This window comes from Cellvibrio sp. QJXJ, from assembly GCF_024452345.1.
Taxonomy (GTDB): Bacteria; Pseudomonadota; Gammaproteobacteria; order Pseudomonadales; family Cellvibrionaceae; genus Cellvibrio.
Genome location: NZ_CP101662.1, coordinates 1,212,000 through 1,226,340, shown reverse-complemented (window position 1 = coordinate 1,226,340; position 14,341 = coordinate 1,212,000). Strand labels below are relative to the sequence as shown.

5 protein-coding genes are annotated in these 14,341 nt (G+C 47.3%); 3 read left to right on the top strand and 2 right to left on the bottom strand.

What is annotated here, in order from left to right; translation table 11 throughout:
• The first annotated feature begins 153 nt into the window (after positions 1-153).
• Complete coding sequence (locus tag NNX04_RS05165) at positions 154-7,752, top strand: putative Ig domain-containing protein (protein WP_191968628.1); 7,599 nt, start codon at positions 154-156, stop codon at positions 7,750-7,752.
• 177 nt (positions 7,753-7,929) lie between these two features.
• On the opposite strand, the gene NNX04_RS05160 is transcribed toward NNX04_RS05165, so the two are convergent.
• On the bottom strand, positions 7,930-11,055 hold the full coding sequence (locus NNX04_RS05160; protein ID WP_225318875.1) for an FG-GAP-like repeat-containing protein: 3,126 nt from the start codon (positions 11,053-11,055) through the stop codon (positions 7,930-7,932).
• Positions 11,056-11,205: 150 nt separating this feature from the next.
• A complete protein-coding gene (locus NNX04_RS05155) occupies positions 11,206-11,976 on the bottom strand; it encodes an IclR family transcriptional regulator (protein ID WP_151030813.1) in 771 nt (256 codons plus the stop codon).
• A gap of 279 nt (positions 11,977-12,255) precedes the next feature.
• On the opposite strand from NNX04_RS05155, the gene NNX04_RS05150 reads away from it, so the two are divergent.
• Both NNX04_RS05150 and NNX04_RS05145 read left to right on the top strand, forming a co-directional pair.
• Positions 12,256-13,020 carry a phytanoyl-CoA dioxygenase family protein gene (locus NNX04_RS05150; RefSeq protein ID WP_062065029.1) on the top strand — a complete coding sequence of 255 codons (765 nt, stop codon included), beginning with the start codon at positions 12,256-12,258 and terminating at the stop codon, positions 13,018-13,020.
• Positions 13,021-13,107: 87 nt separating this feature from the next.
• Complete coding sequence (locus NNX04_RS05145) at positions 13,108-14,187, top strand: 6-bladed beta-propeller (RefSeq protein WP_261947694.1); 1,080 nt, start codon at positions 13,108-13,110, stop codon at positions 14,185-14,187.
• The last annotated feature ends 154 nt before the right edge of the window (positions 14,188-14,341 follow it).

The following is a 14,341-nucleotide window of genomic DNA, read 5'->3' as shown; positions in this document are numbered from 1 at the left end:
CTGCACGCGCTCAAAACAAGTTTGTTGTCGGGCATCTTGGGACTTTTTTGCGACACTCATCCTATCTTGGTGTAAAATGTTAACAATGCCAGCATGTGGTCAACACGCATATTCTTGTCCTCAGGTGTTAGTCCTAAAATAGGTTCGATATCTATGTCAAGGTCACCGCGTCGCCCTTTAATTGAAGCTCTGGAGCCAAGATTATTGTTCTCTGCCACCGCAGATATTGCTGTCTTCGATGATGGCAATTCTGATTGGCTGTCTTTAGCGCAGGCGGCACAGCAGGTCGATCTGGTTAGTATCTATATGCCAGATACCCCGCCGATGATGGAAAGCCAGGATTCTGGGCTTCAATCCGTTCCTGATACAGATCCTCAGGCCGATATTGCACCCAACACTCAATCTTCCGCTACTACGCTGGTATTTGTTGATACAGGGGTCGATGGTTACCAAATTTTGGTTGAAGATATCCGCAACCGTACATATGCCGACTCCACCGCCATCGTCTATCTCGATACCACCCAAGACGGCATTGCTCAAATCAGCAATTATCTTGCTAGTGCTAGCAGCATTTCAGTCATTCATGTGATTTCTCATGGTGTGACCGGTAATCTAATGCTCGGAAATCAAGTACTTAATGAAAATAATATTGACCAGTACGCCCAGCAATTTGTGGCTTGGAACATGGCGTTGAGCGATGAGGCCGATATTCTCTTGTATGGCTGTGATTTGGCGGCAAACCAAAGTGGTATCAACTTATTGCGCCAATTAAGTGATTTGACCGGCGCTGATGTAGCGGCAAGCAATGACCTTACCGGTAATAGTCGTGAAGGTGGGGATTGGGTATTGGAGATTAAGTATGGGCAGATAGATGCCCCCGAACTTTTTTCTGCCAAGTCATATCTTGAGTGGCAGGGGTTGTTGGCTGGTTCCAACCCTCCTACTGGTACCGATATATCTATTCCTATCTCTGCAGGAAGTGCCTACACCATCTATGCTGCTTCCTTTGGTTTTCATGAAACCGTTGATAGCCCTTGGGATGTTATGGCGGGAGTAAAAGTTACTACATTGCCTGCTGATGGCACCTTAACCCTTAGCGGCATTGCGATTACAGCTGGTCAAACGGTTACAAAAAGCGATATCGATTTTGGTTTTTTGAAATATACGCCGGATGCAGCCGCTGTAGCGGCTGGCGCTTCGAGCTATACCTTTCAAGTGCAAGATAATGGTGCGAGCAATACTCTCGACATGACCCCCAATACCATGAGTTTTACAATTTCAGGGGCCGTTAATCAGGCTCCAGTTGGGACAAATAACGTAATCGATACACAGGAGGATACGCCTAAAGTTTTAACAGCGGCTAATTTTGGTTTTAGTGATCCTGACGGCAATAGTTTTGCTGGTGTAAAAATTACTGCTATAAGTGGTGGTGGCACATTCTCGGTTACGGGAAGTGGCTCTGTAAGCGTAAATCAATTTGTTACTATTGCTGATATCAATGCGGGAAAGTTAATTTTTACCCCTGCAGCCGATGAAAATGCTACGAATTATGCGGTATTGACGTTTCAGGTTAGAGATGATGGCGGTACTGCGGGCGGTGGTGTGGATACCGACCAAAGTGCTAATAACCTTCAAATTGACGTGAGCTACGTGAATGACAATCCCGTTAATACAGTTCCGGCGGGGCCGATTACTACAGTAGAAGACACGACTGTTGCTATTTCGGGTGTTAGTATTAGCGATATCGACGACTACAATCTTTGGGATGTGGAAGTAACCTTAAGTGTTAGTCACGGTGTTTTATCTGTTAGTGGTGGCTCAGCCGCTATTTCAGGTAGTGGTACCGCCACCGTGGTATTAACCGGCACTATGGCGCAAATTAATGCAACACTTGCCGCTACGCTTAACTACACCCCAGCCAGTAATTTTTTTGGTGCCGATGTTTTCACCATAGCGACCAATGATAAAGGTGCAGGTCGTACTGGAGACATTGATAAAACAGATACAGACACAGTAGCCATCAACGTAACTTCAGTTAATGACGCACCTATCGTTGCCAATGCAATTCCCGATCAATCAACCAATGAAGAGTCACTTTACAGTTATACATTTCCAGCCAATACCTTTAACGATGTTGATGGCAATACGCTGACCTATACCGCTACTTTATCGGATGGAAATCCACTTCCTGCGTGGCTCAATTTCAATGCGGGTACGCGTACGTTTAGTGGCGTCCCTGATGACGGCGATATTGGCACCATCAGTATTAGAGTTACGGCTAACGATGGCTTTGGTGGAGCCGTAAATGACACCTTTGATCTAACTATCGTCAATATTAATGACTTGCCCTTTGTCAATATTCCGATTCCCAATCAGAACGCCACTGAAGACGCAGCGTTCAGTTACACTTTTCCCTCGAATACATTTGGCGATGGCGATCTGGGTACAAGTTTTACCTATACCGCAACGTTAGTTGATGGCAGCCCATTGCCTGGGTGGTTGAGTTTTGATTCGGCTACGCGCACATTTTCGGGTACACCGGTCAATGACGATGTAGGCACTCTCTCGGTAAGAGTCACCGCGAATGATGGTGCAGGGGCAACGGTTTCTGACAATTTTGATATCCTCATCGCGAACACCAATGATGCGCCGACGGTGGTAAATCAAATACCGAATCAGAACGCGACCGAAAATTCGCTGTATAACTACACTTTTCCAATCAATACGTTTAATGACCAAGATGTAGGGGGCACGTTAACCTACAGCGCGCAAATTCCCGGTGGGGCGCCATTACCGGCGTGGCTTACCTTCGATGCGGCAACCCGTACATTCAGTGGTATACCCTCCAATGGCGATGTTGGTAATGTCACCATCGAGGTAATTGCAAATGACGGCACCACCACTGTGTCGGATTTTTTTGATTTGCAGGTTCACAACGTTGGTGCCACCAATGTTAATTACGAATCTTCTGGTGCTGCGACAAACACTCAGTCAATTTCTGCGGGCGTGCCTCTTTTTCAATCGTTTGCACATGACAGCGTAGGCGCAACTTACACAATCGATTCAATTATTTTGCAAGTCAGGAAGGATCCCTCCGCCAGTATGCAAACTATTACCGTCTCATTAATATCATCGACTTATAATGGTACGGTGATTGCCAGTGACACTAAGTCATCTGCCGGCTTGAATACTACGTTAAGCTGGGAAGCATTTAATTTTTTTGGCGTCGCGCTAAACGACAATCAAATTTATTTTATAAGGGTTGAAACCACCAGCAATGATGGCCTAGTAAGCGTGGGCATTCACAATACGAATGTTTACCCCAATGGTTCATTTCACTCCAGCACGGGCACACCCGATCCGGATCGTGATTTGGCGTTTCAGGTATCCAGTGGCGTAAACAATAATCCTCAGATCGCCAATCCAATTCCCAATCAAAACGCAGCGGAAGATGCCGCGTTTAATTTTCAGTTTGCCCCGAATACGTTTAGTGATGCAGATGGCGATCCATTGACTTACAGCGCAACTATGGCCGATGGAAGCGCGCTGCCAGCATGGTTAAGTTTTAATGCCGCAACCCGCACATTTTCGGGTACTCCCGTCAATGCAGATGTGGGCACTATCTCGATTAAAGTAACTGCAGATGATGCAAAAGGCGGAACACCGGCAACAGATACCTTTGATTTGGTGATTGCAAACACTAACGATGCACCTACCATTGCCAATTCAATTCCCAATCAAAACGCGACTGAAGATGCCGCATTTAATTTTACTTTCGCTGCCAATACGTTTAGTGATGTCGATGTTGGCGATACGCTCACCTACAGCGCACAACTAGCCGGTGGTGGAGCATTGCCTGCATGGTTAAGCTTTGATGCAGCCACACGCACGTTTAGCGGCACTCCGACTAACGAATTTGTCGGCACTGTATCAATCGATGTAATCGCCAATGATGGCAATGGCGGTACGGTGACCGACACCTTCGATATTGTTGTTGCCAACACTAACGATGCGCCTACGGTTGCCAATCCGATCCCTAATCAAAATGCGACGGAAGATGCCGCATTTAATTTTCAGTTTGCGGCCAATACCTTCAACGATGTCGATGTGGGCGATACGCTCAGCTACAGCGCACAACTCGCCGGTGGAGGTGCCTTACCCGCGTGGTTAAGTTTTGATGCAGCAACGCGCACCTTCAGTGGCACACCAACGAATGCCTTTGTCGGCACTGTATCAATTGGTGTCATTGCGATTGATGGTAATGGCGGATCGGTCACTGACACTTTCGATATAGTTGTCGCCAACACCAACGATGCCCCCACAGTTGCCAATGCCATTCCCAATCAAAATGCGACGGAAGATGCCGCGTTTAGTTTTCAGTTTGCCGCCAATACCTTTAACGATGTCGATGTAGGTGATACGCTCAGTTACAGCGCACAACTTGCCGGTGGCGGGGCATTGGCCGCGTGGTTAAGTTTTGATGCGGCAACGCGCACCTTTAGCGGTACACCAACGAATGCTTTTGTCGGCACTGTATCAATTGATGTAATCGCCAATGATGGCAATGGCGGCACTGTAACTGACACCTTTGATATTGTTGTTGCCAATACCAACGATGCGCCTACGGTTGCCAATCCGATCCCTAATCAAAATGCGACGGAAGATGCCGCGTTTAATTTTCAGTTTGCGGCCAATACCTTCAACGATGTCGATGTGGGCGATACGCTCAGCTACAGCGCACAACTCGCCGGTGGAGGTGCCTTACCCACGTGGTTAAGTTTTGACGCAGCAACGCGCACGTTTAGCGGTACACCGACTAATGCCTTTGTCGGCACTGTATCAATCGATGTAATCGCCAATGATGGCAACGGCGGCACAGTAACTGACACCTTTGATATTGTTGTCGCCAATACTAACGATGCGCCCACGGTTGCCAATGCGATTCCCAATCAAAATGCCACGGAAGGTGCAGCCTTTAATTTTCAATTTGCCGCCAATACATTTGCCGATCCAGATGTTGGCGATACGCTCAGTTATAGCGCGCAACTCGCCGGTGGAGGAGCGCTGCCTGCATGGTTAAGTTTTGATGTGGCCACACGCACCTTTAGCGGTACACCGACTAATGCCTTTGTCGGTACTGTATCAATCGATGTAATTGCCAATGATGGCAATGGCGGCACTGTAACTGAGACCTTTGATATTGTTGTCGCCAATACCAACGATGCACCTACAGTTGCCAATCCGATCCCCAATCAAAATGCGACTGAAGATGCCGCGTTTAATTTTCAGTTTGCCGCTAATACATTTGCAGATTCTGACGTTGGCGATACGCTCAGCTACAGCGCGCAACTTGCCGGTGGCGGGGCATTGCCCGCGTGGTTAAGTTTTGATGCAGCAACGCGCACCTTCAGTGGCACGCCAACGAATGCTTTTGTCGGAACTGTATCAATTGATGTAATCGTCAATGATGGCAATGGCGGAACAGTGACTGACACATTCGATATTGTCGTCGCCAACACTAACGATGCGCCTACGGTTGCTTTCCCAATTGCAGACCAGAGTGCAACTGAAAATACCGCTTTCAACTTCACCTTTGGCGCCAATGTATTTGCTGATCCCGATGTTGGCGACACACTGACTTACAGCGCGCAACTTGCTGGCGGCGCACCCTTGCCCACTTGGTTGAGTTTTAATCCTGCCACCCGTACTTTTAGCGGTACACCTGCGCTTGGTGATGTGGGCAGTATCAATATTGAAGTCACTGCGAATGATGGACAGGGCGGTTCAGTGAGCGATGTTTTTGTGCTCACTGTTACTGGTTTGCCGGTCAATGCCCCGCCGTTTGTGCAGTCGGCTATTGCCGATCAAGTAGCTGCTGAGAATCAACGCTTTGATTTCAGTTTTCCCGTGTCGACCTTTGTTGACCCGGAGGGTGATCCGTTAAGTTATTCCGTCCAATTGGTAGGCGGTGGGTCTTTGCCAGCCTGGTTAAGTTTTGATGCCGCGACGCGCAGTTTTAGCGGTACTCCGACGGCGGGCGATATCGGCAGCATCAATGTATTGGTGACGGCGAGTGATGCAAATGGCGGCTCTATTAGCGATAGCTTTGTTATTGTCGTGAACAACGTTAATGACGCACCGGTGCTGGCCAATCCTCCGGCCAACCAAACCGCGCTGGAAGATGTGCCGTTCAGTGTAACTTTCCCCGCGAGCATGTTTACTGATGCCGATGTGGGCACCACCTTAGTCTATAGCGCGCAATTAGCTGGCGGCGCGCCCTTGCCAAGCTGGTTGGTATTTGATGCCGCGACGCTGAGTTTTAGTGGCACACCTAGCCAGGCGGACGTTGGAAACCTAAGTATCCAAATTATCGCGAGTGATGGCATGGCCGCTGCGACAGCTCAATTTGAGTTGACCGTGGAAGAGGTCAATGATGTACCTGAAACCACTGGCAATGTCGTTATCAATAATATTGAAGATGCGGCTGGCGACCAGGTTGATTTATGGGCCTTGTTTAGCGATGAGGAAACTGCCACCCGCAATCTGGTGTTTTCTGTCGTTAGCAATAGCAACCCGGCCTTGGTGAGCAATGCGAGTATTGATCTTGCCTCCGGTAAATTGCAGTTGAACTATGGCGCCAATCAATTTGGCAGCAGCGATGTGGTGGTGCGTGCACAAGATGAGCAGGGCGCTTGGGTTGATGCATTGGTACGCATCAATATCGCCTCGGTAAACGATGTGCCTGTGTCAAGCGGTATGGCGGATATCAGCGTTAAGGCCGGTGCTGCACCCCAGCAAATGAATCTGCGCACTGTATTTAGCGATGTGGAAAATGGCACCACGCTCAGCTGGACACTGATGCAAAACAGCAATAATAGCGCGGTTCCCAGTATTCAAATCGACCCGGCTACTGGCCTTATGACGCTCTCGTTTGCCTCTCAAATCGGTGGCGAGTCAACCATTACTCTGCGCGCGCAAGACAATGATGGTGCTTGGGTAGAAACCTCGTTTAAAGTCACTGTAGCTGCGTTGGAAAAGCCACCCGTTACTGTGCCGCCGGTAGAGCCGCCAACCCCTCCAACAACGCCGCCTACCACACCTCCAACAACACCGCCTACCACAGATGGGCCAAAAGCCCCTGATGGTGCAGATACAGATCTGCCAGAGATTCCCGGTGAATTGCCAAATCAGGGTGGCAATAACAGCCTTGAGCCACTGCTTCCCGATGGCTTGGACGCCCAACGAATTATCGTGGAAACCGGCGATAGCAACCACACTGACACGGTGATTAACGATAAGTCCAGCCGCGATTATGAACGTGCTGAGGAGGTCAATAGCGATGGCAATGTTCCGCTTACCACCTTAACCGCCTCACCTAATCTGGCAGGCTTGATTGCGCCAGACGCCGGTTTTGCCCCTTGGGAAGAGGCAGATTTTGATAATGAAGTGCGCCGTTTGCGCGCCCAAATGGATGAGGCCATGGTAGAAGAGCAGGATCGCAGGACCGTGGTGGCTGGTCTGACTTTTTCTGTCACTACCGGTTTGCTGGTGTGGTCTTTGCGCGCGAGCAGTCTATTGTTAACCATGATGTCTATGCTGCCGCTCTGGCGCGGGCTTGATCCGCTGCCTATTCTGGAAGAAGTAAACAAAAAGAAAAAAGAATTGGAGCAGCAGCGTAAAGATAAAATTAAGGAAGACAGGGAAGCTCACGAAGTGGGTTATCTTTTTGATCAGGTTAACAAAAAAGAGTGAGATATTTCATTGATGAAAATAATGTTTATTATTGGTTCATTAATATTGAAAAATTGAATTGAGAGAGTGTCTTTATAAATTCGATGAACTGTCAAAAGACCAAATAGTTTTCAAACGTTTAATTTGAATCTTTTGTGAGTAAATCCGTCCTTGGACATAAATAAAAATTGAAAGTGTTTAGTGGACAGAGGGAACAATCTTTATATCATCAATAGTGGCGTCATACATTTTGCCATTACTGGATATAAATGAAGCACGCAGTTGGTAAAACTGGCCTGTGGGTAGCTCGGCACTAGGGATTAGATCTTCAAACGAAAAGGTCATGGTGGATTTTCCTGATTCAGTTTTTAAGGCGCTTGCATCTATTAGGACTCTGTCTTTCACTGGGACCCATTTGGATTGAAAATGGCGCAGCCAAAAGCGAATTCCCCCTTCATCTGACGCAATAACTCTATTACCTGATCCGGCGTGGTATTCGACGGTTAAAGTAATTTTATCGTTTTGAGTCCATACCTTATCGCGCAATTTTTTCTCGTTCGTAAATTTTATAAAGGGTGCGATGGTCGGCGCCACGTCCAGTTTTATGGTGTCTTTCACAGTAGGTTTTTTTGCGGAAGCTACTTTGATAGTTGCAGTGCCGGGTTGTAGTGCGGTGATTGTTCCCGCTGTATCTACCCGCACGACTTTTATATTGCTAGTGCTCCAGATGAGTTCCGAGTTGTCGGCATGAGCTGGAAATAAAGTTGCAGTGAGTGTAAGGCTTTCACCCACCAATAATTTTGTCGGTGATGGTTCGAGAGTTAGCGATTTTGCTTGCACGGCAAACCAAGGCTCAATGGTGATGTTGCTCTGCGCATTTACTCCATTGGTGGGGCTGGTGGCTGTTATTGTCGCGCTTTGGCCAATGTTGCCCAGCGCAGTGATTTGGCCTTGCTGATCTACAGCGATAATATTTTTATCGCTGGATGACCATTGCAGCCGGGTGTCCGCATTCGCTGGAGTTAAGTGACTGGAGAGATTTAATTTTGTACCTTGGCGAAGATTTGTTTGTGCCGGTTCAAGCTGCAGACTTTCTACATCTGCTTTGTCGGTATCAAATAATTGATTGGCAGGTTTGTTGGTGAAATGTTGTGTTTCACCATTGCGCCATCTAATACTAATGCGCTCAATTGTTTGTGCACTCCCTAAACCAAAATGCACAATGTTTAACAGGCTTTGGGAAAAAATTCCTCCCGCTGAACCTACCCGTTTGCGATAAACACCTTGCGCGGTGGTGATTTTAACCTCAGCGCCTATGGCATCCACATGAGCTTTAGGTGAATAACCCACTCGTACTAATGCGTAATGTCCGGTTTCATTTTTTTTGTTGCGATAAAGATACCACTCACCACCTTCACTGCCATTTAATAGATCTAGGCCGCCATCCAAATCAAAATCAAAGGCTTGGCCCATATCACCATTGCCGGGGCCGCCAACATCATTGGCGCCGTGTTGTGTCAGGGTGTAGAAATGACCTTTGCCATCGTTTAATAATATGTAATCAGAAATGCGCGCACCAATATTCCCCCAGCGATAAAGGAATAAATCCTGATGACTGTCGTTATTAAAATCACCCGTGGTGACACCCAATGTATTGCCGCCGGGTTGAATCTGCCATTCGCGTGATACGTCAGTGAATTTTCCACCGTCATTGCGCAATAGAATGTCATTCATGTTGCGATTCTCTGGAATAAATTCGGTAGTGGCGCTAGTGACGCCAGCGAGACTAAATTTAAAGTTCCAAAAAATATCCCCATTGCGAACTAATGCGGCTTTCCAGCGGCCTTTGCCCAAGTAACCAAAATAAACACCATTTTCCGCAATACTATCCGGCCAGCCTTGCGCTTCGCTTGGGTCTATTTCCAGCTCCTGCCCAGCAGAAATCACTTTCGATGTTTTTTTTCTGCCAAGAAAAAAAGGATAATCTTTTCCTCTGAATTCACCTTGTGCGAGAAAATAAAAATTGTGCAATTTGATTTTTCCTGCGGCGGTGAATTCGAATTTATCCACACCTTTAAATCCGCGCGGTTTGATCGAAAACTCCTGTGTGATGGGGTCGTGATCAACTGCGGGTGCTTCGCCTTTGCCGTGTTCAACTTCTTTGCCGCGTGCGAGGTAAAGATCCTGATCGCCATCATTGTCGATATCCAAATCGGCGACTGCCATTATGTTGTGTAAGGCAATGACATCGGTGGGGAATTGCGCGGTAATATCGGTGAAAGTGAAATCGCCATTGCCCAGCCAGACAGAAAGTGGGCCAAATAAAATTACATCATCAATGTTGTCGTGGTTTAAATCCGTTATCAAAGAGCGCGATGGTTCCTGATCTTGCAAACCTGCGATTGTGCGTTGCGTAAAGGTTCCATCACCTTTATTTTCGTAAAAAAAATGTTGCGGCTTTTCATGGGTAAGGCTGGATTCGTTAATGAGCATTAAATCCAAATCGCCATCCAAATCCATATCTGACCATTGCGCGGCACGGCCGCGGCCTCCTTTGTTGATACCCACATCACCTGTGGTGAGTATCATCGTGCCATTGTCATTGGTATAGAAATTGGCTTTGGAAGGATCTGTGCCATTGCCGCCACCTTGGGTGACAACCAAATCCAGATCGCCATCATTATCGTAATCGCCAGCAGCGGTGCCGTGCAGATCGTGCATAAACCAGCGCGCCAGATTTTGACTGTGTTTGGTTACAGTGCCGTCGCCATTATTCCAATAAAGTTTGCTGCTCTCTTCATTGTGATTATTCACAATAAAATCGTAATCGCCGTCGTTATCTATGTCGGCGATTGTGGGGCCCCCGTATTTAATTGAGCTGACTTTATCTATGCCTGCGCTAACGGAGATGTCTTCGAATTGAGGTGGATGCTGATCGGGGAGGTCTATAAATTCAAGACGATGAATGTTGAGTATTGCATTGTTGGCTCTAAGGCTGAGCTTAAGTTTCCCCGGCGCAGGAAGCTTGATGAGCGCGGTTAATTGCTGCTGACCAGAGTGCGGAATATCGATATTGTCGAGCAGTAATTCATCGTTGGCGTAAAGACTAAAGTTGGCATAATTTTTTGGGTTATCGACGTCTAATACCATTTTTTTTATCAAACTGCCTTGAGCCTGATATTGAATTATTTTCGGTGCTGCAGGGTCGAGATCAATATCGCTGGCAAGGGGGGCGGCCTGACTGTTGATTGCGCTTAGGAGCAAAACCGTGCAAAGAAACGATAGGTATTGAAGGCAGGAATAGGGTACTTTTTTTATCATCATCTAACTCACCATAAAGTTATAACTATAGGTATGACCGCATCAAGCAGCACATTATTGTGCTACTTGGTGCGGCCGAGCCTAAACTTTAACCTAGTGTCTTGATTGGTGATAGTTAAATGTTGACAAAAACTGATGGCGGGAGGGTGCGAGTTACAAATCCCCCAACTGTTGAGCAATTTTATTTGCAGTGGTCACTACTCGTGTGTGCAGTTCTTCTTGTGCTATGGCGGTGCTCCAGTGTGACTTGAGCGGCGAAATAGCCAGTGCCGCAATTACTTTACCCTCTGGTCTACCAATGAGCGCGGCAAAATCGGTGGCGCCTTCGATAAAAGGGCTTTGTGCCGCGAGGTAGCCATCTTGTTTTATCGCTTCCAATTCGTTGAGCAGGGCAGTGCGTTTATTTTTACTGAGTTTGGCGTAGTCGGCGTCGCGCTCCAAAATCATATCGCGCACGGCTGGGTTACTATTGGCAAGCAACACCTTGCCTGCCGTGGTTGTCATGGTGGGGAATAGGGAGCCTTCGCTCATATTGAGCGAGATAGGGCTGTGGCCGCGCGCGTGCACAATAATCATGGTCTGGCTTTGGTAGAGCATCGCCAAATAGCAGGATTGGCCAATGTTGACCGCCAGATCTTCCATATAGGGCAGCGCGCATTGGCGCATTTGATCGATAGGCGAAATACTGCGCGATAGGTTGTACAGCTTGAGCGACAGCCGATAGCGCCCCGATAGCTCATCTCTCACCAAATAACCCCGCGCCTCCAAGCCGATCAGCACCCGATAAATATCATTGGGGTTGCGCCCCAAACCTTGGGCGATCTCAGTTTGAGATTTGGGCAGCTCCTGAGTCACCAGGTATTCCAATATATCCAGCCCTTTATCCAGTGCGGGAACCGCGTATTTATTGGTGGCAGTAGTCAAAGTCGTTCGGTCCTATTGTCTGGTTTTTAGCTCGATTTTTCAGGGTGAAGCAAGCCATGCATTCTTGGCCATCAACTGGCGCACCCGCAAATTAGTTCATTCACAAAAATACCCTATCCGCCGTCAAATAAACAGAAATTACCGGTTTTGAGTATAGGCTTGTTTATTTTTATAGAAATAAAATATTTATATATAAATAAAATGCTTGCCTTTTATTTTTTGCTGAATGATGATTGTTAACAATGCGAGCATGCAGACATAACCCTTGGAGACCAGATAATGAACGCAAGAAAACTGACTCAAGAACAGATTGATGCCTACCACCGCGATGGCTATGTGATTGTGCGTGGCTATTACACGCCAGAAGAAATCAAACGCTTACAGGATGCCGCCTTTAATGACGATTCATTAAATGAGCGCGCCTGGCAGAAAAAAGATGGCACCGGAAAGGTGAGCAAGGTGTGCTTGTGGCAACAAACGGGCGATGATTTTTACAGCATGTTTTCCCGTGGTCGTCGTTTGGTAGATACGGCAGAAACCTTAATTGGCGAGCCGATATATCACACCAGTACCAAAATTATGATGAAAGAACCCTTTGTGGGCGGTGCCTGGGAATGGCATCAGGATTTTGGTTACTGGCATCGCGATAACCTTATGCTGTATCCAAAATCACTCAGCTGTATGGTGGCGATTAACCGTGCAACGGTAGAGAACGGTTGTTTGCAAGTGTTGAAAGGGTCGCACCATTTAGGGCGTTTGGATCACAGCAAAACCGGTGATCAAAAAGGTGCTGACATGTTGTTTGTGAACGAAGCAATGAAATATCACGAGCTGATCAATGTTGAATTGGAGCCGGGTGATACTTTGTTTTTCCATTGCAATTTGCTGCACAAATCCAATGAGAATCGCTCATCCGAACCGCGCTGGTCCATGATTTGTGCCTACAACGCTATCACCAATCAGGCGTTTCAGGAAAACGAAGCGATTTATTATCCTTTGTATCCCGTTGATGATGACGCCATTCTGAATTGGAAAGCCGCATAATTTTTTCAGTCGTGTTGTTGGTTATTGCTCTGCCGGAGTAGTGTTCGGCAGAGCTTTTTTATTGTTTTATTTGGAGCTTGCCCACCAATGATTAAGCAAAATGTTCCCTTGCCCAAATCCAATATTGATCCACATGGTCTGATTGTAGGGCAGGGCGATTTTCAATATCGCGTTAATAGTCACTGGGGTTTGCTTGATGCGCAAAAAACGCCGGTAGAAAATTGTCATGGCTTGGCGATGGATTCACAGGGGCGCATAGTGATGGTGACTGATCATCCGCGCAATAACGTGATTGTGTATAACAAGGATGGCAAATTGCTCGATGCCTGGGGCACGCAATTTCCGGGAGCGCATGCGCTGCGCATCGTTAATGAAAACGGTGAAGATGTTATTTATTTAGTGGATAGCGGCTGGGTGCTCAATCGCAATTGGGATGGCAAATCTACCGATGATTGGGCATCACCCTACAATAAAGTCATTGCGCAAAGTGGCTTCATCGCCAAGCTCACCTTGGACGGGCGTTTGATTTATACCATTGGTCATCCACAAACCATTGGGGTCTATCGCCCGGATCAACCTTTTCGCCCGACCGACATAGCGGTGGCGCCCAATGGCGACCTCTATATTACCGATGGCTACGGCTCGGATTATCTACTGCAGTACGACGCCAATGGGCGTTACCTTCGTCACTGGGGTGGTGGCGACAATGCCAACCCTGCACACAATTTAAAAAACACCCACGGCATAGAAGTGGATTTACGCAATCCGCAAGATCCGCATTTGATGGTGAGCTCACGGGCAGAGCGAGCATTAAAATTATTTGAACTCAATGGCGATTATCGCGGAGCAATCGATGTAGCCGGAGCTTACATAGGTGGGCCGGTGTTTAGCGCCGATCATTTTTTTGCCCCGGTATGTTGGTCGCACATCGATGGAAAAAATGCCGACGATTCAGGTTTTATCAGTGTGTTTGATCGCGACAATCGTGTCGTCGCTAATCTAGGTGGTACTCAGCCTGAATATCGCAATGGTGTTTTGCAGCCTATGCGCAGCACCTGGGATGTATTCAACCACTGTCACGCACTCTGCGTGGATGAAGATGAAAACGTGTATGTGGGGCAGTGGCGAGCAAATCAAACCTATCCGTTTAAATTGGAGCGGATTTGACGGTCAGTCGTCAGATGGAATTCTCGTGTGATTTATCGGTTAAATAAGAGTGTATTTTTTTATTCTCATGGTGTAGATTGTTAACAATAGGCAATATTTTGGTTTGTGATGTATCTGGGTGACGGTTTCCATCAACCGGATAAATAGCATTAGT